At 34.5% G+C, this 22,266-nt stretch carries 29 protein-coding genes and 2 pseudogenes; 1 reads left to right on the top strand and 30 read right to left on the bottom strand.

Going from position 1 to position 22,266, the window contains the following annotated elements; translation table 11 throughout:
• Positions 1 to 7 precede the first annotated feature (7 nt).
• The 7 genes and pseudogenes from Q9M50_11580 to Q9M50_11550 form a co-directional block, all read right to left on the bottom strand.
• Positions 8 to 979 carry an ABC transporter substrate binding protein gene (locus Q9M50_11580; protein MDQ7091256.1) on the bottom strand — a complete coding sequence of 324 codons (972 nt, stop codon included), beginning with the start codon at positions 977 to 979 and terminating at the stop codon, positions 8 to 10.
• The gene (locus Q9M50_11575) at positions 979 to 1,833 is read right to left on the bottom strand and encodes a PhnD/SsuA/transferrin family substrate-binding protein (protein ID MDQ7091255.1); all 855 of its coding nucleotides are present in this window, start codon (positions 1,831 to 1,833) and stop codon (positions 979 to 981) included. Before Q9M50_11575 ends, Q9M50_11580 begins: the two co-directional genes overlap by 1 nt.
• A 527-nt stretch (positions 1,834 to 2,360) precedes the next feature.
• On the bottom strand, positions 2,361 to 2,633 hold the full coding sequence (locus Q9M50_11570; protein MDQ7091254.1) for a transposase family protein: 273 nt from the start codon (positions 2,631 to 2,633) through the stop codon (positions 2,361 to 2,363).
• 135 nt (positions 2,634 to 2,768) lie between these two features.
• Positions 2,769 to 3,287 carry a transposase family protein gene (locus Q9M50_11565; GenBank protein MDQ7091253.1) on the bottom strand — a complete coding sequence of 173 codons (519 nt, stop codon included), beginning with the start codon at positions 3,285 to 3,287 and terminating at the stop codon, positions 2,769 to 2,771.
• Positions 3,288 to 3,462: 175 nt separating this feature from the next.
• Positions 3,463 to 3,945 carry a peptidylprolyl isomerase gene (locus tag Q9M50_11560; protein ID MDQ7091252.1) on the bottom strand — a complete coding sequence of 161 codons (483 nt, stop codon included), beginning with the start codon at positions 3,943 to 3,945 and terminating at the stop codon, positions 3,463 to 3,465.
• Positions 3,946 to 4,110: 165 nt separating this feature from the next.
• Entirely contained in the window at positions 4,111 to 5,019 is a 909-nt protein-coding gene (locus Q9M50_11555; GenBank protein MDQ7091251.1) for a pyridoxal-phosphate dependent enzyme, read from the bottom strand.
• A gap of 11 nt (positions 5,020 to 5,030) precedes the next feature.
• Positions 5,031 to 7,261: pseudogene (locus Q9M50_11550) on the bottom strand (primosomal protein N').
• 441 nt (positions 7,262 to 7,702) lie between these two features.
• Here Q9M50_11550 and Q9M50_11545 point away from each other — a divergent pair.
• A complete protein-coding gene (locus Q9M50_11545) occupies positions 7,703 to 9,934 on the top strand; it encodes an adenylate/guanylate cyclase domain-containing protein (GenBank protein ID MDQ7091250.1) in 2,232 nt (743 codons plus the stop codon).
• An 88-nt stretch (positions 9,935 to 10,022) separates the two neighbouring features.
• Here the strand turns inward: Q9M50_11545 and tatC are convergent, their stop codons facing one another.
• From tatC to Q9M50_11430, 23 genes and pseudogenes are all read right to left on the bottom strand, one after another.
• Positions 10,023 to 10,844, bottom strand: coding sequence for a twin-arginine translocase subunit TatC (gene tatC, locus Q9M50_11540; GenBank protein ID MDQ7091249.1), 822 nt, complete (start codon positions 10,842 to 10,844; stop codon positions 10,023 to 10,025).
• Positions 10,841 to 11,140 carry a Sec-independent protein translocase protein TatB gene (tatB, locus tag Q9M50_11535; GenBank protein MDQ7091248.1) on the bottom strand — a complete coding sequence of 100 codons (300 nt, stop codon included), beginning with the start codon at positions 11,138 to 11,140 and terminating at the stop codon, positions 10,841 to 10,843. The genes tatC and tatB overlap by 4 nt, the downstream gene beginning before the upstream one ends.
• A gap of 7 nt (positions 11,141 to 11,147) precedes the next feature.
• Positions 11,148 to 11,369 carry a Sec-independent protein translocase subunit TatA gene (locus Q9M50_11530; GenBank protein MDQ7091247.1) on the bottom strand — a complete coding sequence of 74 codons (222 nt, stop codon included), beginning with the start codon at positions 11,367 to 11,369 and terminating at the stop codon, positions 11,148 to 11,150.
• A gap of 15 nt (positions 11,370 to 11,384) precedes the next feature.
• Positions 11,385 to 11,702: a phosphoribosyl-ATP diphosphatase gene (locus tag Q9M50_11525; GenBank protein ID MDQ7091246.1), complete on the bottom strand. Its 318-nt coding sequence runs from the start codon at positions 11,700 to 11,702 to the stop codon at positions 11,385 to 11,387.
• Positions 11,703 to 11,801: 99 nt separating this feature from the next.
• Positions 11,802 to 11,990: pseudogene (locus Q9M50_11520) on the bottom strand (type II toxin-antitoxin system RelE/ParE family toxin).
• Entirely contained in the window at positions 11,981 to 12,202 is a 222-nt protein-coding gene (locus Q9M50_11515) for an addiction module protein (GenBank protein MDQ7091245.1), read from the bottom strand. Before Q9M50_11515 ends, Q9M50_11520 begins: the two are co-directional and overlap by 10 nt.
• A gap of 47 nt (positions 12,203 to 12,249) precedes the next feature.
• Complete coding sequence (locus tag Q9M50_11510; GenBank protein ID MDQ7091244.1) at positions 12,250 to 12,864, bottom strand: hypothetical protein; 615 nt, start codon at positions 12,862 to 12,864, stop codon at positions 12,250 to 12,252.
• A gap of 4 nt (positions 12,865 to 12,868) precedes the next feature.
• On the bottom strand, positions 12,869 to 13,249 hold the full coding sequence (hisI, locus tag Q9M50_11505) for a phosphoribosyl-AMP cyclohydrolase (GenBank protein ID MDQ7091243.1): 381 nt from the start codon (positions 13,247 to 13,249) through the stop codon (positions 12,869 to 12,871).
• Positions 13,250 to 13,261: 12 nt separating this feature from the next.
• Entirely contained in the window at positions 13,262 to 13,870 is a 609-nt protein-coding gene (locus Q9M50_11500) for a Uma2 family endonuclease (protein ID MDQ7091242.1), read from the bottom strand.
• Positions 13,871 to 13,907: 37 nt separating this feature from the next.
• Positions 13,908 to 14,441 carry a hypothetical protein gene (locus tag Q9M50_11495; GenBank protein MDQ7091241.1) on the bottom strand — a complete coding sequence of 178 codons (534 nt, stop codon included), beginning with the start codon at positions 14,439 to 14,441 and terminating at the stop codon, positions 13,908 to 13,910.
• A 21-nt stretch (positions 14,442 to 14,462) separates the two neighbouring features.
• A complete protein-coding gene (locus tag Q9M50_11490) occupies positions 14,463 to 14,714 on the bottom strand; it encodes a DUF2442 domain-containing protein (protein ID MDQ7091240.1) in 252 nt (83 codons plus the stop codon).
• A gap of 4 nt (positions 14,715 to 14,718) precedes the next feature.
• Entirely contained in the window at positions 14,719 to 14,988 is a 270-nt protein-coding gene (locus tag Q9M50_11485; GenBank protein ID MDQ7091239.1) for a DUF4160 domain-containing protein, read from the bottom strand.
• 84 nt (positions 14,989 to 15,072) lie between these two features.
• Positions 15,073 to 15,669: a hypothetical protein gene (locus Q9M50_11480; protein MDQ7091238.1), complete on the bottom strand. Its 597-nt coding sequence runs from the start codon at positions 15,667 to 15,669 to the stop codon at positions 15,073 to 15,075.
• Between the two features lie 3 nt (positions 15,670 to 15,672).
• Positions 15,673 to 16,149: a Uma2 family endonuclease gene (locus tag Q9M50_11475; GenBank protein ID MDQ7091237.1), complete on the bottom strand. Its 477-nt coding sequence runs from the start codon at positions 16,147 to 16,149 to the stop codon at positions 15,673 to 15,675.
• Between the two features lie 18 nt (positions 16,150 to 16,167).
• Entirely contained in the window at positions 16,168 to 16,941 is a 774-nt protein-coding gene (hisF, locus tag Q9M50_11470; GenBank protein MDQ7091236.1) for an imidazole glycerol phosphate synthase subunit HisF, read from the bottom strand.
• Positions 16,938 to 17,501 carry a hypothetical protein gene (locus Q9M50_11465; protein MDQ7091235.1) on the bottom strand — a complete coding sequence of 188 codons (564 nt, stop codon included), beginning with the start codon at positions 17,499 to 17,501 and terminating at the stop codon, positions 16,938 to 16,940. Before Q9M50_11465 ends, hisF begins: the two co-directional genes overlap by 4 nt.
• Complete coding sequence (locus tag Q9M50_11460) at positions 17,494 to 17,952, bottom strand: hypothetical protein (GenBank protein MDQ7091234.1); 459 nt, start codon at positions 17,950 to 17,952, stop codon at positions 17,494 to 17,496. The genes Q9M50_11465 and Q9M50_11460 overlap by 8 nt, the downstream gene beginning before the upstream one ends.
• A 151-nt stretch (positions 17,953 to 18,103) precedes the next feature.
• Positions 18,104 to 18,409: a hypothetical protein gene (locus Q9M50_11455; protein ID MDQ7091233.1), complete on the bottom strand. Its 306-nt coding sequence runs from the start codon at positions 18,407 to 18,409 to the stop codon at positions 18,104 to 18,106.
• Between the two features lie 93 nt (positions 18,410 to 18,502).
• Positions 18,503 to 19,237 (bottom strand): 1-(5-phosphoribosyl)-5-[(5-phosphoribosylamino)methylideneamino]imidazole-4-carboxamide isomerase, encoded by a 735-nt coding sequence (gene hisA, locus Q9M50_11450; protein MDQ7091232.1) that lies wholly within the window; start codon positions 19,235 to 19,237, stop codon positions 18,503 to 18,505.
• Positions 19,238 to 19,311: 74 nt separating this feature from the next.
• Positions 19,312 to 19,965, bottom strand: coding sequence for a ribose-5-phosphate isomerase RpiA (gene rpiA / locus Q9M50_11445; GenBank protein MDQ7091231.1), 654 nt, complete (start codon positions 19,963 to 19,965; stop codon positions 19,312 to 19,314).
• Between the two features lie 117 nt (positions 19,966 to 20,082).
• Positions 20,083 to 20,262, bottom strand: a complete 180-nt coding sequence (locus Q9M50_11440) for a CbtB domain-containing protein (protein MDQ7091230.1) — start codon at positions 20,260 to 20,262, stop codon at positions 20,083 to 20,085.
• A 9-nt stretch (positions 20,263 to 20,271) separates the two neighbouring features.
• Positions 20,272 to 20,958, bottom strand: coding sequence for a CbtA family protein (locus tag Q9M50_11435; GenBank protein MDQ7091229.1), 687 nt, complete (start codon positions 20,956 to 20,958; stop codon positions 20,272 to 20,274).
• Positions 20,959 to 20,967: 9 nt separating this feature from the next.
• Positions 20,968 to 22,101 carry an OprD family outer membrane porin gene (locus Q9M50_11430; GenBank protein MDQ7091228.1) on the bottom strand — a complete coding sequence of 378 codons (1,134 nt, stop codon included), beginning with the start codon at positions 22,099 to 22,101 and terminating at the stop codon, positions 20,968 to 20,970.
• Between the last annotated feature and the right edge of the window lie 165 nt (positions 22,102 to 22,266).

Genomic DNA, 22,266 nt, shown 5'->3' with positions numbered 1-22,266 from the left:
ATATTCTCTACTCTATAATCTGATTAACAGAATCTAGTGCCTGCTCATTTAATTTTAAGGAATAATGTGCGTTCAATGCTTTCATATTCAAAATAATATGAAAACCTGCCGCGGCAACAATTTTCTTATCAATAGGCCGATTATTTAAAACATCGTCAACCAGCGTAACCACTTGACGACTTATCGTTGGAATATCAGACGAAATAACCAATAAAGCCCCTAAGTCTGCATAAAAATTTTCATAAGCAAAAACAGGCTTTTTCATTTTATGACTGTAATCAAAAATTTTTTCAACGGTTTCATGCGATGCCGTTGCTGAATCGGCAATTAACCATAAAGCATCCACCTTACCTAATAATGCTTCTAATTTTGATTCAAATACGTCATCCTTATCAACCGCCTCACTAATTATTTCTATTCCTACATCATGGCTCGTTGAAATGGCCTCGTCTAACCATTCTTGATTCATATCACGACTATAAATAATACCTAATTTTTTTAATTCGGGAAAAATATAGCGGTACATCATTAACTGCATTCCTGCAGGCAATTCATTAGCAACCCCATAAGCATTATCTTTTTTAGGTAATCGTAACGAATTAATAATGGTAGAAAAAACAATCGGTTTATTTATTCCCAATTTAGTCACAAAGTGATAAGCCTTTGAACCGATGGTATAAACAATATCGGTTTCCTTTAAAAGTGTTTTCGTCTTTTCATCTAAAAATGATTTATTCGCCAAATCAACATGCGTAAGCTGATAAGACTGGTTATTTTCAAATGCTTGCTCAGACCGCTGGTAATTGAGAAGATTCGCATTTGAATTAACAATTAAAAGTTTGCGATCATCAGCTCTCACGGGATTACTGAGAAACATGATTGTAATTAAAACCAGGATTAAACCATTACATAACATTAAACGCATAGAAGAAAACTGATCTGACCACGTTGAAAAAGAAAATAAGGCGTAAAATTTCATTATTCGACTCCGCCTTGAAATTGCAATTGCTTAAGTTCAGGAGGGGTTAAATAATGCCAACCATCTAAACCTAATAACCGAAGCCTCTTTTTCCCATCCTCGGTCTTATTCATCTGTAATAGTACATCAACCAGCTCCTGTGCTTTTTTATCTCCCTGCTTAATAACAGCCACTGTACGCAGCTTTTCTTTACTTTTTCCGATAGCATTAAGTTGAATAGCAAGTTTAGGGTTGACAATTTTAAGCTGATTTAAACTTATCTCACTACTTAACGCCGCAGCGGCCATTCCATAGTTAAGTGAGATTAAGGCATTCATATCCGTGGGAACAACAAGAAATTTGATAAGCTCTATAGATTCTTTTGATTGTAACGGGAACATTTCATACAAAAGGTTTCGAGAATATTGCTCATTACCTGCTGTCGCTATCATCTTCCCTTTTAAATCACTAAACCTAAGTTGTGTTGATTTAACTAGCAATACTTTTTTTTGAACACTTTTTCCATTAAACTCAGCAATTAAAATCGGCTTAATCTGTTTGTTTTTTCGTAAGAATTGATAATGCCAACTTGATAATAAAAATACACTGCCTTGTGTATTTTCAAGCATTTTTTCAAACGTTTCCTTGTTTTCAAACGGTTGAAATTGAAATTTTCCAAACACTGATAAATACGTATCAAACGATATTTTTAATGATCGAAAATTATTAATATTAGATTCTGGATTATGAAAATAAATTTTCCTATAACTCAGTAAATTCGATTGTTCATCCGCTTTAGAAATAGGGGTTGTATAAACACAAGCAACGACTAAACTAACGGATAAAGATAAAAAACGTGATAAAAAAAAAGTCATATGTAGGTTATATTCAGTAATCAGAATTTCACAAAAAGTAAGCAAGGTGTTATCAACCTAGGAAGGTGATATTAAAATACCCGAGCTTTTTGTAGCCTTTATATTGCTACCTACGCAGTGTGAGCTTTGAAAATTATTAAGGTTCATTCCTTAAGTCATTCCAATAAGCATGAAAATAAGGAATATATTACATAAGCATATAACTTATTTCTTATTAAGGTCAAGAAGAAAATTGATATAAAAACGGTTTACTTTATAATAAATTTTCATTATTTTATTCGTATTTCGTACATAACAAATAAAGACTCATTTAATTTTGTCCTATCCAGAGATAAAAATATTAGGCTTTTGCGTGCTGTAGCAATAGCCTATTAGACATAAATTAAACGATATCTTCTAGGCAGCTATAATAGGTAAAATTACCGCTACCTAGATTAAGCCTTAGCCCTTATATTTTTAATTGACAGGGGTAAAAAAATTCACCCATTATTTAACATCCGTCAATAGACTTGTTCTTTAAGAAGAAGTTAATATATCATGTTAAAATTCCATAGGATAGCCGCTAAAAAAGAAAATAAATCTTTTACACCTTCTTTTTTATTTCTAAACTTGTCAACTAGGCATCTATATCTTTTCATTCCACCGATTACATGCTCAACAATGACTCTTTCACGACTCATCTCTTTGTTTTCTTTTTTTTGATTTTCAGTTAATGTTGGGTTTGGATTATGCTTAGATTTATTTGGTTTTTTATGAGGAATATTTACCGAATTAGTTTTATATTCATTATTAAACCCCAAATAACCTAAATCAATAAATATATTAAAATTACTAAACCAATTTAATTCTGGATTAAATTCTTTTTAAACATTCCATAATCATGATTTTTACCGGAAAACTAACCCCAATATATAAAATTAAATGACCTAAAGAAGCTATAGTGGTATTTTTAATTGTATGCTGTTTTTTTTACCACTGTAAAATTCATTTTGTTCTTCATAGTCACTAGGGCGTTGTACAGCACGCTCTGTAGCATCTATTATCAATGTTTGAATTCCGCCAAAAGCCTGCTGCATTTCTTCAGGGGTTGAAAAACTTGTTGCAGGTAAAACATTAAATATATCTAACGTCTTTATTAAAATTGGAAATAATTTGTATACATGAGTATGGGCGCATGATTTATTCATATTAAAAGAAAACCCTAAGTGATCGAAAGTAGAATAACACTTCATATAATTTAATATAAATAATAATTTGTCTGCGGGTGTTTTTAATGTGCTATCTAAACCACTACCGTATTTTCTTTCTTTATTTTCATGTTTTTCTTTTTGATCTTCAATAAGGGTCTTTTCAAATAGAGATAATAGTAAAATAAAATGTTCTGTTTTTAATCCTGTTAAAGCTCTTAACTGTCTATCATCATAAATTCTTGGTAAAATTTCTTTTATTTTCATGTTATACTTTGATTTTTATTTTTTATAGAAATTTATTATAAAGCTTATTTATTATTTTTAATAATTTAATTTAAAGTTTATTTATTAGGCTGTATCAACTGATTGTGAGTGTTATCAAGTATATATAAGCAATTGATTTTAATATATTTTATTTAGAAGAACAAGTCTAATAACATTAACCATGCTGACAACTTCCAGTATGAATATGCCCATGTTCTAATTCATCAGCCGTCGCTTCACGAATATTAATAACTTCAACATCAAATGTTAACGTTTCACCTGCTAAAGGATGGTTACCATCAATGGTGATTTCATCCTCCTCAATTTTAGTAATACTTACAATCCCCGTTCCATGGCTTACATCCGCATTAAACATCATCCCTACTTCTAATTCCTCAACGCCCTCAAACATTGACTTATCAACGACCTGCTGCATATCCTCTTGATAAAGACCATAGGCTTTCTCAGGTTCAATCGTTACATTAAAAGTGTCACCCACCTTTTTATCGGCTAACGCCTCTTCTAGCCCTTTCACTATATTATGAGCCCCCTGTAAATAGACTAAAGGCTCTTCACCTTTTGAACTATCTAGTTCGCTACCTTCGCTATTTGTCAATGTATAATGGATAGAAACGACTAAATTATCTACAATTTGCATATAAAATCCTGTGAATAAATTTTAAAAGAGGTACATGATAGCTTATTTATTCTTTATAGTCTTTCTCTAATCACTTAGCCTGATAGCAGTAAGCCTTACAATCTAAATTCCTATAATAAATGCCTCTCCTTTAGAAATCGCTAATTCAATCATAGAAAAACAATATCAAGCACTGCGTTTTCCTTGGAGTCCACCAGTATGCATAGCAATGATCGAAGAACCCGCGTTAAAATAACCTTGGCCAATTAAATCATAAAGTGCAAAAAGCATTTTACCACTGTAAATAGGCTCAATTTCTATTCCATGGTCTTGTTCAAATTGCATTATAAACGTTAATAATTCAGGCTTTGTTTTTGCAAACCCACCAAAATGATAATTTAGGTTAATCGACCAATTTTCTCGCACGCCTATTTCTGTCGATAATAATGATTTCACCTCATTTCTTAAAAAATCGCCCCCTTTTAAAGCTGAAATACCCAAAACCTGACATTCCTTAGAAACCGCATTAATCATTCCAGCTAAGGTTGTTCCTGTTCCACAAGGGCTACAAATCCAATCAAATGGTTGATTTATTTCATCTATTAACTCCGCAACCCCCTTTAAAGCCAATTCCGATGTGCCACCTTCTGGCAACCAGTATTCATTAGCGTTTAAATCAGGAAGTGCATCATAATGTTGGTACGTTCTTAATTGTCGATAATCACTCCGACTTATAAATTCAAGTGTCATTCCCCACTTTAAAAGATCCCTTAAGGTTGGGTTAAGGTATTTTGGGCGTTCACCTCGAATAAACCCCTTAGTTTTTAAGTTTAATAATTTTCCCGTAAACGCTAACGCATGAAGATGATTAGAATAAGCCCCCCCCATACTAACCAGCGTGTTTTTATCTAAAGTTAGCGCGTGATTTAAACTGTATTTTAATTTACGCCATTTATTTCCTGAAATAATAGGGTCTAATAAATCATCTCGTTTCAGATAAACCTTAAGTTGATGCTGTTCAAATAAAGGCTCATATAAAGGTGTAAGTATTGACGGTGAAAATCGCTTTTCTAAAACCTGTAATCGCGGGTGTATCATTCTGTTATTTAATAAAGATCAATCGGATCAACATCTAAAGACCCTTTTACATTACTTACGTCGAGTCGCTTATTTATTTCAGGCATCAATGAGGTTAAAAAATGCTGTAAAACGATTCGCCGATCACTTTGAAATAATAATTGATAGCGATATTTCCCTTCACGTTTTGCCATAGGCGCGGGAATAGCCCCTAAAATTAAGACCTTAGAGTTACATTTTTTAGTTAACGGTTTCAGTCCCTCAAAAAAATAATTTAATCGCCGCCTCGTTAATAGACTCTACACGCAATAAGGCTTGATAACTATAAGGGGGGAAGTAAAGCCGCTTGACGTTCAGCTAAAGCAGTCTGAGCAAAACGTGCATATCCCTCCTGAATCAATGCAACTAATAGCGGGTGTTCAGGTTGTCGCGTTTGCAATATAACTCGTCCCAATTTATTACCCCGCCCTGCTCTACCCGCTACTTGCGTAATTAATTGCGCTAATTTTTCAGCCGCTCTAAAATCTAGACTGAATAATCCACGATCAATATCCAATAAAACCACCAACGTGACATTAGGGAAATGATGCCCTTTCGCTAACATTTGTGTCCCTAAAATAATATTCGCTTCACCTTGGTTAATTTGAGCTAAATACGCCTCTAAACTGCCTTTTTTTCGAGTGGTTTCAGCATCTAAACGAATAATTTTTTTATCAGGATAAAGTTGATTAAGCAATAACTCGACCCGCTCTGTCCCTATCCCCAGTGCATTTAATTCATTTTTTTGACAAGCAGGGCAAATTTTAATTAATAAATACAGTTGTTGACAGTGATGACAACGGAGTTGATTTTTCTGCTTATGAATCACTAATGGGGCATCACATTGTTGACAACAGGCAACCCAACCACACCCATGACACATTAATCGAGGTGCAAATCCACGTCGGTTTAAAAAAATTAATACTTGTTCCTCTTTATCCAACGTTTTTTTTATTTGCTTTAATAAAATAGACGATAACCCTTGCTGCATTCGCTTATTTCTAATATCCAACACCCATAATTCAGGTTTTTTAGCACCGCCCGCCCGTTCAGGTAATCTTATTTTTTGATAACGTTTCTTTTCAACATTGGCCAATGACTCTAAAGAAGGAGTCGCCGATCCTAATAAGATCGGAATATTTAATAATTTAGCCCGCATAATCGCAACATCACGCGCTGAAAAACGTAATTTATCTTGTTGCTTAAATGAACTATCATGCTCTTCATCTAAAATTAACAACCCCATTTTTTTAAACGGCGTAAATAATGCAGAACGAGTGCCTAATAAAATAAACGCTTCACCTGATTGCATGGCTAACCATGATCGTAGTCGTTGCCGATCGGTTAGTTTTGAATGATAAATCACAATAGGAACCGAAAAGCGTTGTTTAAACCGTGCTTCTAATTGAGGCGTTAACGTAATCTCAGGGAGTAATACCATCACTTGTTGCTGCCTTAATAAAACATGGGTAATAAGCTGCATATAAACTTCCGTTTTTCCACTACCCGTTACTCCCTCAAGTAAAAAAACTTGAAACGTACCTGATGCCTTTTCGACTATAGTCACCGCATCTTGTTGAGATGAATTTAAGAGCAGCTCATCTTCATTTAAGGGATTTTCAAGGTCAAACTCAGCAAAATAACGCTCTTCAACAATTAACCATTCTTTTTTTAATAACGCGGTTTTAACGGTTCGCCAATTTTTATTCCATGACTTAAATATTTCATTATTAACCGCGCCAGTCTTCTGTAATTTTTGAATAAAAACTTGCTGTGTCGAACTAAGTGTCAGTAATGCAACATCAACAGCCTGCCCCTCAGACGTTAATGAATAATAAGGTTCTGTTTTTAAAATAGCAGGCTCCCCTTTTTTCAATAACGACGGCAAGGTATTACAAAAAATATAGCCCATGGGATAATGATAATAATGACTTAACCAATGTAATAATTGCCTATCATTAGTCGCAAGTAAAGGATAATCATCTAAAATTTGAATCAAGGCTCTTAATTTTGAAACCTCAATCTCAGTTTTAGTCACTAACTCAATAATAATCGCTACTTTTTGAGTTCCTCTAAAGGGAACTAAAACACGGAGACCTACTTTAATTTTATCTGTCTCCATAAATTCAGGAACCCAATAATCAAATAACTGGTTTAAACTCACAGGAACGGCAACTTTAGCGATTAATATTTTTGAAAGTGGAAAGATAGAATGATTCATTTTATGGGCCAAATTTTACTAAACGCAAGCTAACCCCTTATTGAAATTAGTTTATTTAAGTTATCCACAGAAGCTGTGGATAACCCTGTGGATAACTTTTTCAAATACACTCAAAGTAACGGTTTTTATTACAGTTTTATTACATTGTACAGATTATAACCATTTATTAAAATCCTTTATTTTCAATGAGTTATAAAAAAATAATTTAAGGTGTTTAATTTTTAAAACTTCTTGACAGCCTCTAAATTTTTTTTATCTTATCTGTGGATAACATTTACTGACCAGACGTTAATTAGGAATAAAAATGGTGAGTGAGGCTTTTAAGATCGTGTACTATAAAAACCGAAGCCTCTATAAATGCCAAGGACACGAAGTTGGGCTACATTAAACGCCTAAAATTAAATAACGCAACGTCATTTTTTCGGTAGGACAACAATTATTATGATAAAAACCAGTCAATCTATAAAAATTTATCGCCTACTTATTTGTTTAAGTTTAATGTTAATCATTAGTTTACATACAACTAATCAGTTAATATTACCTCTTATCTCTCGACTAGAACATATTTGTTATGACTTGCGTTTAATCGCAACGATGCCTGAGACAATGGATGAACGCATTGTTATTGTCGATATTGATGATAAAAGTTTATTACAAGAAGGTCGATGGCCTTGGTCACGAAATAAATTAGCGTATTTAGTCGATATGTTATTCGATTATTATAATGTAAGTTTATTAGGTTTTGATGTTGTTTTTGCAGAAAAAGACACCTCATCGGGTCTTAATTTACTTGAAACCTTAGCTCACAATTCCTTAGCCAATAATGCATCTTTCCAAGCTGTTTTAAATAAGATGCGTTCAGAATTATCTTATGATGCCTTATTTGCTCAAAGCTTTGAAAATCGAAATATTATTTTAGGTTATTTTGTAAGTCATCTCGCGAATAAAGCCAATCCTAGCACTAAACTTCCTAAAGCTGCGGTTATCACTCAGGCCCCGTTTTCAAATTGGTTATTTGAAGCCAAAAGTTATGGTGGGAATTTAAATAAATTACAAGACAGTGCGCGGTCTGGCGGTTTTTTTAATAACCTTGGTGCGGATAGTGATGGTGTAAGTCGTCGATTACCGTTATTAGTTAATTATAAAACCGAGATTCACCAAGCCTTATCCTTAGCTATTTTTAGGCAATATCAAGGACTTCCCCCGCTTGAATTTATAACTAATGACAGCTACGGGGATAATAAAATGGGGCAGCGACTTGAGTATTTAAAAATTCAATCATTTACGATTCCTGTTGATGAACAAGGGGCGGTCTTAATTCCGTATCGTGGAAAGAAAGGGATGTTCCCTTATATTTCAGCAACGGATATTTTAAATGGTCTCGTTGATATTGAAAAATTAGAACATAAAATTGTTATTATGGGGGCGACGGCAGCGGGCTTATATGATTTACGAAGTACCCCGATGCAACGACAATACCCTGGTGTTGAAATTCATGCCAACATTATCAGTGGAATATTAGACCAAACCATAAAATCAAGACCTAATTATATTATCATCTATGAATTGTTATTATTAGTGATGATTAGCGGTATTATTATTTTCATTATTCCACGCTTATCAGTCACGAAAGCAACGGTTATTTTTATAGGGTTAACCGTATTTATTTTTGGAATTAATCTTATTTTATGGGTTTATTTTAACCTTGATAGCAATCTTGCAACCCCCTTATTATTGCTTTACGTCTTATTTAGCATTCAGTTGTTTTTTGGTTATTTTTTTGAAACTCGCCGTAAAAATAAATTAGGCAATTTATTTGGTCAATATATTCCGCCTGAACTAGTCGAACAAATGAATCAAACCGATGAGGACTTTTCGCTCAAAGGTGAAAGTAAAGAAATGACGGTTTTATTTTCTGATATTCGTGGCTTTACAACCCTTTCAGAAAACCTAAATCCACAAGAACTTTGCGAGTTAATTAATGACATTTTAACGCCAACCACTCAAATTATTCATCAAAATAAAGGAACTATTGATAAATATATCGGGGATGCGGTCATGGCTTTTTGGAATGCTCCTGTTAAAGATAATAATCACGCTGCCAATTCGGTACAAGCAGGGCTTGATATTCTAACTAATTTAAAAGATTTACAAGCTGAATTTAAAGAAAAAGGGCTACCCCGTATAGATGTTGGGATTGGAATTAACACGGGGATTATGAACGTAGGAAATATGGGATCACAGTTCAGAACCGCTTATACCGTCATGGGAGATGCCGTTAATTTAGGCTCACGCTTAGAAGGGCTTACTAAATATTATAGCGTTAAATTAATTGTCAGCGAAACGACTAAACGAGCAGCCCCTCTCTATGTTTACCGTGAATTAGATAGGGTACAAGTTAAAGGTAAAAAGGAACCCGTCACTATTTATGAGGTTATTTCAAATCAACAGGTAATTACGGCAGACTACAGTGATTATTTAAATTTATTAGACTATGCGTTTAATGACTATTACCAGCAAAAATGGATAGAGGCAAAAGAGAGATTTAGCTATTTACACCAACAAAAACCCGATGATCGATTACATTTACTTTATCTCGAAAGAATTGAAAATTTTATCGCTCATCCGCCGGCAAAAGACTGGAATGGTATTTTTATTCATACCACTAAATAGAAAGGCTACCAACTAAAGACGGGACACTATATGGCGCGAGGCTTAACCTCAACGTGTCCCATCTTAAGTTGGTAGCCAATAGAAACCCTTATTTTTTATAATTATTTTTTTCATGGGTTTCTTGATGCTCAATTTCATCAAATTCAGCTTCTAACTCAACATCGTCTATTTCTGTTTGATAACGTGATTTAGGAATAAAAAATCTAGAAAAAACTAAGCCTATTTCAAATAATAGCCAAATAGGAATGGCTAATAAGGTTTGAGAAATTGCATCAGGCGGGGTTAAAAACATGCCAATAATAAAAGCCGCCACAATAATATAAGGGCGTTTTTCTGCCAAACTTTTAGGTGAGGTTAATCCCGTCCAAACTAAGACAATCGTAAAAATAGGGACTTCAAAGGTAATACCAAAGGCAAAGAAAAGGGTTAAAACAAAATCCAGATATTTACTAATATCCGTCATAATCGCCACATTATCAGGTGCGGCGGTCGTTAAAAAGCCAAAGACTAAAGGGAAAACCACAAAATAGGCAAACGCAACGCCTAAATAAAATAAGAACGTGCTTGCGATTAATAAAGGGAAAATCATTTTCCGTTCATGTTTATATAAACCTGGGGCGACAAAGGCCCAAAATTGATACAAAATAAAAGGGACTGCAATAAATACCGAAAAAACCAGTGCCAGTTTAAAGGGCGTAAAAAAAGGCGAGGCAACATCAATAGCAATCATGGTGCTATTTTCGGGGAGATGTTGCAACAACGGAACAGACAATAGCGTATAAATTTCATTGGCATACCATGCCAATCCGAAAAACACACACACAATAATAAAAACCACTTTTAACAAGCGATTACGCAATTCAATTAAGTGGGAAATAAAGGGTTGTTCTGAATGATTCTCTTGATTCATGATGATTTTTTATCAAGGTCAATGAGTGCATCTTTAGCATCCTCAGTTGCCTCATGCGTTTCATCAATAATGGATTGAAAGTTTTGCATCTCTGCTTTTTGTTCTTCAACAATTTGGCGCATTTCTTCCGCGTGTAACTCTTGATTAATTTCAATTTTAACCGCATCAATGGTATGACGCGCTTTGCCCACCCAAAACCCTGCAATTCGCGCCGCTTTAGGTAAGCGTTCAGGTCCTATGACTAATAAACTTACCAAACCAACTAAACATAACTCCCAAAACCCAATATCAAACATAGGCTAATTATTTAACCTTCTTTTTTGACTCAGACTCAACTTTGCCATCAATTATATTATCATCGTCTTCTTCGGTTATTTTGTCCTTTTCTTCACCCTCTTTCATTGAAGAACGAAAGCCTTTAATCGCCCCGCCTAAATCTGAACCTAAATTACGCAAGCGTTTAGTACCAAAAAGTACCACGACAATGGCTAAAATAATTAATAACTGTACAGGACTCATTCCCATGTTTTTACTCCTCTTTTATTTAGATCGTTGAGCTTTTTCTTCTAAGCCTGATAATCCGAAACGGCGTTGTAACTCGTTAAGCACATCATCAGGATGCAGGTCTTGTTGTGCTAATAGCACCATGCAATGAAACCATAAATCGGCGGTTTCATAAATAATTTGTTGTTTATCGCCATCTTTTGCCGCAATCACGGTTTCAGTGGCTTCTTCGCCTATTTTTTTTAAAATCGTATCTAAGCCTTTATTATAAAGACTGGCGACATAGGATTTATCAGCGGGTTGTTGTTTGCGCTGTTCTAGGACTTCTGCGAGTTGAGTTAGCGTATTATTCAAGGCTCTATATTTCCAGTAATTAGGTTCTCTGTGTAGATTTGCGATTGCAATAATAAACACTTCTTTTTCAGAAATTTGATAAACAATGGCATAAGGAAAACGTTTGACTAAGCAGCGTCGAATGTTGCCTTCGATGATTTTCCAAGCTTCAGGATTACACCTAATACTTTGAATAGCCGCATGAATATCGCGGATAAACTTTTTTCCAAAATTAGGTTTTTGCTGTTGATAATAATCATAGCCATCATCTAATTCAGCTTCTGCGCGTGAATGAAATCTTATTTCCATTCGAGTCCATATTTGGCAAAGACTTCTTTTGCACTACACGTTTTAGCTTGTCCAGATTCGTATTCTTTAATGCGCTTGTTAATTTCTTCTAACCATTTATCACTCAAAACGGGTTCGCTTTCGTGAAGGCTTTCAAAAACCTTTTCAGCAAAGTTTGCTCTGGCAACAAGCGGAAGTTTCAATACTTCATTAAAAAGTTGTTGTTCTAACATAATATGACCTAAATTAATTCGTGAAAAATTAGGTGAGTGAATCTATTTTATTCTAAAATACCAAACATCACAGCAAAGAGTTTTTCTAAATCAGAGGGAATTAAAAAAGCATCAATATCCTTTTTAATGATTTTATTTTTTCTATCAAGCACACCAAATCGCCACATATCCCCCATCGTTACCGCGCCATATAATAAGTTATTTTTATTATCCGACATATAGCTTTCTATGGCTATCATCTCCACTGCTAATTGGGTAAATCCTTTATCGACTTCTGAATTTTTAGCTTCAATCACAATAAATTCTTGTGAAGAATGAATTAAATAATCAATACTGCCTTTTAAGCGTTCGCTGACATTTACGGTATATTCAACATCTATTTCTATGTCTATATAATCCAGTAATTCTAACAGCAAAGGAGAGACAAAAAACTCTCGTTTAGCCGTTTCGGAATTAAGGGATATATGAGGGAGTTTTTTATAAAAAGTCTCTCTTAATTTGTCACAATTAAGCGTGTCGATTTGTTTTTTAGGTAATTCTAGTTTTTCAAGTTTAAACGCATAACCTAATTCGGCTAAGATGTCTCGTGTTGAGTAAGGTAGTTTAAAATAATCTGAAAAAGTATAGCTTTTATTTTTTTCCAGAATTGTTTTTTTCATCATTCAATTATTTATAAATCTCATTAGGATTTTTTAAAACAGGTTCAACCGCTTGCCATTCACCCTCAATCAACTGACGATAAAAACAACTTTCACGTCCTGTATGACACGCAATACCGCCTTGTTGTTCAACTTCCAATAAAATTACATCTTCATCACAATCAAGCTGAATACTAATAACTTTTTGTTGATGCCCTGATTCTTCGCCCTTACGCCAGAGTCTATTCCGAGAACGTGACCAATAAACCGCATAACTTTTTTCAACCGTTAACGCTAAAGATTCACGATTCATCCATGCGAACATGACCACTCTACCTCTGCCTGTTTGTTGAGCGATAACAGGGACTAAGCCATCTTCTGTCCAGCGGATTTCATCTAAGTAATTCATTTTTTAAATAGCCTAATCAAATGATTCAAAAATTTGGGTTAAATCAAGTTTTAAATCAGGAAAAAAAGAGGGTGTTATAACATCATCATCGGTAAACATAGCGTTTAATTGGTAGTTTTTATTTTCATCTAAAATGAATTGATGAATCGCAAAATCATTCGGATAAACAATCCAATATTCATGCACACCGCTTTCTTGATAAAGTGCAAATTTTACCTGTGTTTCTTTTTTTGAATTGCCTTTAGATAAGATTTCAATAATCCAATCAGGCGCACCGTTACAACCCTGTTTATCTAAAAAATCAGGATTACAAACAACACATACATCAGGCTGTACGACGCTGTAAATATCTTGACTGGCTAATAAGGATTTCTTGCGGTCATATAGGCGAACATCAAAAGGCGCAGGGAAAATCTGACATTTTTTACCCCTTAAATAACTGCCAATATCAATAATTAAATTTCTTTCAATTCGTTGATGATTAACATTAGGTGCTGGTGACATCAATGAAATTTTACCTTTAATTAGCTCAACCATTTCATCTAATTGCCAAGTCAAATAATCGGCATAATTATACGATTTATTTAAATCTAATTGTGATAGATGCGTAATTTTAGTCATATCATTTGCCAATTCATTTTGAATCATCAACAAACTATTAATTTGTTATTGCATTATCAATAGGTATTATAAAAGAACTTTTGATATGATTAACATTGATATTGTAAGATCCCGCTGTTAATCCATTAACATCAAGAGGAATAACTTTTTCAAAGGGAACTAAAGCCGCGATACAAACTTCACCTATTCTTTTTTGAGTAATTATTATCGTAAATGTTTCACCCTGTTTTTTAGAATACGTTTTATCAATATTTCCGCAACCATCTGAAAAAACGCCTTTAGCCACAACATTAACCTGAACAGGGAATGATTCAAGAATTTGAATATCAACCGTTTGAATTGGGGCATATTCAATGGAATTAGCTTTTATTTTTGTATAATTTATGACTTCAAAATCTAATGCTTCTCTTTTATGTTGCATATTAACTTCATAATAATCAGTCCCAATTAAGACTTTTGGGATAATCAAAGTCCCTGATTTTTCATCAAAAATGGCTTCATTTTCAGCTTGAGATATACCCGTAGAAATAAGTAATCCACAGACAACCCTAATTAAAATTTTATTTTTCATAGCAAACCTCTTAATTTTTAATTAAATTAAATTAAATTCAATTTTTATAGACTCCAAATAAAGCGTATCAGGACAAATATCCTGCTCATCTACCCATGCGACACTACCACCAACAACACGAACTTGATTAAAATAATTTACATCCTGTAATTCTTTAAAAACACCAAAATCAAGCAAATATTTACAATCATAAATTCCAACTTCATCGTTAGTAAACTCTAATAATAATTGATAATCACTAAGTGGTTTTACCGATTTAACTCGTGGATTCATAATATTAGCCTAGTGGTTTAATCTTGTAAGGATGCTCACCTGAAACGGCAAGTTCCCAATCAGCCATCAATTCATCTTTATGTAATTCAACCCAAGCTTGCAATAATTTCATTTTAGACTTTGGAATACTACCTTCCAAAACATCACCTTCTGGAATTGAAATCACAACTTCATCATCTTGATATTTCACATGAATATGTGGAAGTTTGTGTTGTTTATTATCCATAAAATACATATAAACAATAAGACCGTAAAACATTGAAATACTTGGCATATCATTTCCTTTTTTATTAAAATCATGTGAATTCAAGTTATAAATAATTTATGATAATTATCCCTTTTTACATAAAATAAATAGTTATTTCATCATCGACACCAAAATCCCCATAATTTTAGTCACATCAGCAATATAATATTCGGGTAAATCAATATAAGCCTTCTTATTTTCATAGCGCAAAAACCGCCATGTACTTCCCGTCGTAACCGCACCATAAATAACCGATAAGTGCGTGCCTTCTTTATCATTAAACAAACTCGAAGCATACATTTCAGCAATACATTGACCCAAGCCGCTACCAATCGACTCATTTTTTGCCTCAACTACGGTAATAATAGGGCTACTCATGTAAAACTGCTCACTCGATTGACTCATAATAAAATCACAAAAACCCGTGAGACTTTTGGATTTATCCACGTCTAAATTAATTCCTGAAAAAAAACTCACTTTATTATCAAGTTTTTTTCGTACCTCCAATAAAACATTGGCAATTACCAACTCAGAACGCGCTTTTTCTGTCCCTAAAGCCATTGCAAGCGGGAGATTGTATTTTAAAGTTGAGGTTAAATAATCACTGATTTTAACTGCCTCTACTGGGGAAAATAAATCCTCATCTTCAATAACTTTTATTCCCAAATCCTGCTTAATTTTTTTTAACGTAAAATCACTATATGACATCGTTTATACATCAATTTTCAAAGGAAACTTAGGGACTAATTCAGAGTGAACTAATTCATGTTGAGAATTAAAAAACTGCATTTCACCTTGTTCACTGCATAACCAAACTTCTTTTGCCCCGACCTCAAAATATAAAGCTCTTTTTTCAGTCATTTCTTTTTTCGTATTACTACTAGATAAAACCTCAATACATATTTCAGGGGCAATAGGTGACTCAACTAGATATTTAATTTCATTTAGTAGTTCTAATGATACCCAAGCAACATCCACAGCTTTTGTTCCTTTGCTTGTTTTTATAGCAAATTCCGGTAAAGCTTTACCTTTAGGTAATAAGGTACGTAAGATGAATTCTATTTCACCTTGAAAAACAGAATGATAAATCTTGACAGGACTCATTATTATTTGACCATATTCATTTAATTCAATTTTGAACGGTAAATTTTGTAAATCTGAATGCTCACATACTTCTTGCCAATTCATTTCACACCTCACAAAAAACTATAATCTAACTTCAATTCCACGCGCTTGCATGTGCAATTTAGCTTCCTCAACACTGTATTCCGCAAAATGAAAAATACTCGCCGCCAATACAGCATCGGCTTTGCCTTTAATAACACCATCGGCTAAATGGTCTAAATTACCGACTCCACCAGAGGCAATCACTGGCACAGAAACCGCATCACTGACCGCACGCGTTAATTCTAAATCAAAGCCAATTTTAGTACCATCTCTGTCCATGCTGGTTAATAAAATTTCACCTGCGCCAAAATCAACCATTTTTTTAGCCCATTCAATCGCATCAATACCTGTGCCTTTGCGTCCACCATGGGTGAAAATTTCCCAGCGATTCGGCTCATTATTGACACTGACTTTTTTAGCATCAATCGCAATCACAATACATTGTGAGCCAAATTTTTCAGCGGCTTCCTTAACAAATTCAGGTCTAAAAACCGCCGCGCTATTAATGCCGACTTTATCCGCTCCCGCATTTAACATGCGGCGAATATCCTCTAAAACTCGAATACCGCCGCCTACCGTTAAAGGAATAAAAACTTCACTGGCGACTTGTTCCACCACATGAACGATAGTGTCCCTATTATGATGGGTGGCCGTAATATCTAAAAATGTGATTTCATCCGCGCCTTCACGGTCATAACGTCGAGCGACTTCTACAGGGTCGCCCGCATCTCGAATATCGACAAATTTAACCCCTTTAACAACTCGTCCATTATCGACATCAAGGCAGGGAATTATACGTTTGGCTAGGCTCATATTGTATATTGCAACACTTTTAATTTTAAATAATCATCTTTAAGCGCAAGATTCTTAAAATCTTCATCTTTCGATAATCGTTTTGTTAATAAATCAATATTAATATCATCATTTGTATCAAAAATACGATACAGTTCCTTTTTAGTTAATTCGTTTATTTTTCGGTGCGCAATAATAACTCTATCACTTACAGATTTTTCAGGATCAAAACATAATTTATCAATTTGTTCAGGTGTTAAATCGGGGTTAGCCGCAATTTCCTCCCTATCTTTTTTTTTCTTACTATTAACCATTTCATCAATAGTATAAAGACTTAAGGTGAAAATATTTTTACGAATTTCGGACTTTGTTGTTTCCCAAAGAACATCAATAAGCTCATCTAGTGCCTTGCCTGTAGTTGAATATTTCCATGATTTTTTTGCAACAATATTAACAATAAATGAGGTAGGTTCTACACCAGGATAAGCTTCATCAAAAGTTAAATCTTTATAAATATAGCCTTTATCATTACCCATTTTTATAAATGCTTGTAATTTATTTATTAACTCTACTTTATTCATTTTCTATCCACTCTAATAAACCATTCCCACAGCCTAATAACCTAATTAATTCTTGAACATCACTTGGCTCTTGATAATTTAATTGATAACGAGTTTGTTCATTCCAAATACATTTACCAGAAACATGAAATAGCTTTGATAATGTTTTATCAAGTATTATGTCATTGGACTTATCATTTTCAAGTTTGTCTTTTAAACCACTGAAAACTAATAACATATTAATATCGTGAACTTTCACCTTGTTTCTAACCTTACTTACCCATTCTATGTTACATGTATCATCAAATAAGTTATTAACACCAAAACGTTCACAAATTTTGGCTTTCAACATTAATTCGATACTATAACCTGCAAGATAAAATGCACCATCGTATTTGTCATCATTACACAATGTTTTTGCTTCTTCCAATCGAAGTTTAGAAAGATTTTTTATTTCATTAGGATTTCTCATGTTAATATTTTAGCTTATAAAGTTTCAAAAGAATTCCATCAATTCATACCACAAATCCGAATGGTAAGAATATTTTTAAGGACTTTCTCATCTCACTTAATCGCTCATAAGCAAGATTTCTTATTTCTACTGGGCTTCTCATATAAACCGTTTAATGATGATGCTTAAGCAAATCCGTCTCACCTTCATGAAAAATACTTAAAAGATATACACTCTCACGGGTTTCAAACGTAGTGGTTTCCCAGAGGACATCAATGAGGACATCAATAATTCTATCACGGTTCCCCCCCATAATATCTATCCACTCCTTTTTCACCATCATCTTGACAATAAAGGACGCAGGCACGCCATTAACCTTCGCTTCATCAAAATAAAGCTGCCCGATTATATACCCCTTATCTTGACACGCTTCTTTGAATTCTCTTAAATTAAAGCTTAACTTTTCTTCTTCATCCATCGTTATACTCTCTATTTATAATTCATTTATTTATAAAACAATCGCCATAAATAAATGCCTTATTTTTTTAGTTATTATAATCTAAACGATTGATTATGAATAAGACTCAGAAACCTTTTCCGCTTCAATAAAATCCAATGTTCCTTCATAAATAGCGCGTCCCGTAATTGCACCCATAATCCCTTCATTAGCCACATGACCCAACGCGTGAATATCGTCTATATTTGTTATTCCACCTGAAGCAATGACAGGAATATTAATGGCTTGTGCTAATTTTACCGTTGCCTCAACATTGACTCCTTGCATCATTCCATCTCGTGCAATATCCGTATATATGATTGCTTCTACACCGTAATTTTCAAATTTCTTAGCTAAATCAATAACATGATAATCTGATAATTTTGCCCAGCCATCAATAGCAACCATGCCCTCTTTTGCATCTAACCCAACAATAACATGCCCTGAAAATTCTTTTGCAACCTCTTTCACAAAATCAGGATCACTGACGGCTTTAGATCCAATAATAACGTATTCAACGCCTGTTTCCAAATAAGCATTCACCGTTTCTTTATCACGAATTCCACCCCCTATTTGTACAGGGACATTAGGATAACGTTTAACGATTTGATTAATCACCTCTGCATTTTTAGGTTTCCCCGCAAAGGCACCATCTAAATCAACGAGATGAATGCGTTTAGCCCCTGCCTCTACCCAACGCCCAGCAACAGCCACTGGGTCATCTGAAAATAGGGTGTTATCGTCCATTCGTCCTTGGCGTAAACGAACACATTTTCCATCTTTTAAATCAATTGCAGGAATTAGTAACATAATTATAGTTTTTTAAAGCGGTGAGAGAGGTTAGAATAAAAATAAGCCATCGGTAAAATGGTTTTTATTGCACGTTAATAGGTGATAACTTCGCTACCTTTACCCACAAGGACAACATCCGCATCACGCAAAGCAAATAAGCCAACCGTGACCACCCCTGGAATATTATTAATCTCTTTTTCCAACGTCATCGGCTCCATAATATTTAAATTATGAATATCAATAATTTCACAACCATTATCCGTTACATAATTTTGTCGCCAAACAGGTTGTCCTCCCATTTTAACTAATTCTCTAGCCACATAGCTACGCGCCATAGGAATGACTTCAATCGGTAAAGGAAATTTTCCCATCACGTCAACACACTTGGAATCATCAACAATACAGACAAATTTATTACTGACGGCCGCTACGATTTTTTCACGCGTTAATGCCCCACCGCCGCCTTTAATCATTTTCTTTTGTGGATTAACTTCATCTGCGCCATCAACATAAACGCCAATTCTATCCACTTCCGATAATTCAATCACCCGAATCCCGATTTTTTCTAATCGTTTAGTGGTGACAATAGAGCTAGAAACAGCCGCATCTATATCATTTTTTATATCGGCTAATAAGTCAATAAAAAAATTAACCGTGGAACCCGTACCCACACCAATAATGGATTCACCTTTTACATATTTAATTGCAGATTTTGCAACTTGTTGTTTTAATTCATCTTGAGTCATTATACTTTGCCTTATTAAGGTTAAAAAATAAGATCTTGTAAAAATTTATTTATCTTTCACAAGACCTTTTAATAAAAATCTAAACCTTGAAATGATAACCGATATAAGAAATTTTATCTAATGACAAGGAAACCCTGAACTATGACGCGTGTCATGTGTTGCATTATGAATCACCTCTAAAGGCGCGAACCCAACAGCAGATAAAATAATAAGCCCTAATAAAGCACTGGCTAAAATTTGGCTCTTTTTATTAACCTGATTTTCTTCCCGTATTTGAGGTTGTGTAGTAATAGACATAGTTGTTCCTTAAGAATTAAGTGGATGAATAAATTTAGCCGTTAACAAGGCCGATAACATGCCAATTATAAGCCATAATAAACCATTGGCAACACTGGTCTGTAAGATGAAGTCATGCCATAACATCGTTAATACATTGATAGCATGAGGATCTGTATTTACAAACCCATGAATTTCAGGCTGTGGCGCACCAATTAGGTGAGGAATCAATAATAAGCCCCCCCCGATCCCTTTTAAAGTGATTGATTTAAATGCAATCAACCACAAGCCAATGCCTGTTAATAAAACGGTGAGTAACCACCAGCTTTGTCGTCCTTCTAAATGCGCCGCTTCCATCCCTGGAATTTCAGGTAAGAGTCCTAATGCTGGGGCAATAAAAACACTTAAATAAGCGGCTCCGCCCCAAAAAATACCTTGTGATAATTTAATTGACGTTCTGACTGCCATCGCACTTAATAGTAATAAACTAAAAGCAAAGCACACTAAAAAATTAGCCATTAAGCTAAAAGATGAACGCTCCGTCCCCTCTTCTGGACTCCATGCTTCCGCCACGCCTGTCGCATTCGGTTCAGTCACCTCATAAAGTTCTGAGGCTAAAATAATAGGCGTTATAAAGAAATGTTGATAAAGGCTTAAAAATAAACCTGCAACTATCGCAACAGCCATCGCGGATAAAATAAGATTTCTAAAATACATAAAAGGTCTCTAGTAACGGTAAGTAATAATAGCGCGTAACTGGTTAGTGTCTTCATTTGAATTTTTATCATCAACCCTCGCATAAATTAATTCCGTGGTTAACGTATCATTCCAATTGTAATTGATAAAATAATTAATTTCTTCTGTCTGGTAGTCGTGCTTATTCATTGCATTAAATTCACCGAACACAATGCCAAAATTTATGTGATCATTGAGGGTATAATCTAAACCAATTAAGTAACTTTGACTATCAACACCAATGACAGCATCCAAGGTTTGATCTTCTAGTGACGTAAAAAAAGCCCCACCGCCGATACTCGCTAACGCGCCTGATTTTCCAAAGTTTTTATTATACGCTGCGGTGAGCGTTAATCCATGAATTGAAACCGCCCCCATAACGCCAAAAGTATGCGCCTCAATAAGCCCCAATTCATGTCGTCCGATTGAATGCCCCCCATCATATTGCACCCCTAAACTATATGAAATACTTTCCGTTAAATCATGTCTCATAATGAGTTCCCCATAAGTCATAACCAAATGATCGGGAATTAAATAAAACCAAGCGTTTCCAGTTAAAAAGGCTTGCTCATAACTTAACCAACTAACCCAAGCTCCTGACTGTTTTCCACCCAGCGCTTCACCAATGGAAATAAAATGGGAGGCGTTAACGCCATTTTCCCAACCCGATGCTTCACGAATAAACCCAGCTCCCCCATATAAATTTTCAATGAAATGATAATCGACCAAATAAGCTTCAAATAAATTGGCGACCATGCGTAAATCATCGCTATCTAAATGCGGAGAATCAAAATTTTGTCGCCCTAAATGAGCTTCAAAATTTTCATACGATAACGTTAATACCGCTTCACCTAACATTAAATAACTCTCTTTATTCGCATTAAAAAATTCACCATGAAGGTTATCATCATTGTGGCTATTTAAGCCTGAGTTTAACACGCCAAAAATACCTAAATGCGCTTTAACATACGAATTAAGACGATAGCCACAACCTAATTCCGCCGCAACAGCACTGGCCGAGGTTGTGTTAACAAAATGAACCTGTGTTTGAATAAAACCTGTGCGAAGATAACCACTGCAGCCATAATAGTCTTCTTCGTGCTCAACAGCCTGATAAGATTCCATATTATGAGGAGATTTGTAATTAAAAACTTTATCTTGCTCTTTGTCACCATGAAGGTGTGCATAAGCTGGGCTAACAACGAAGGTTAGCAAAAATAAATAAGGGGGGTACATAATGCCCTCTGCGCCGCCCGCGCAAAATGAAAACTAAAATGCAGCAGAGGGAGA

It is taken from the genome of Methylococcales bacterium (genome assembly GCA_030949405.1).
Lineage (GTDB): Bacteria > Pseudomonadota > Gammaproteobacteria > Methylococcales > Methylomonadaceae > WTBX01.
This window is presented reverse-complemented; position numbering and strand designations above follow the sequence as displayed.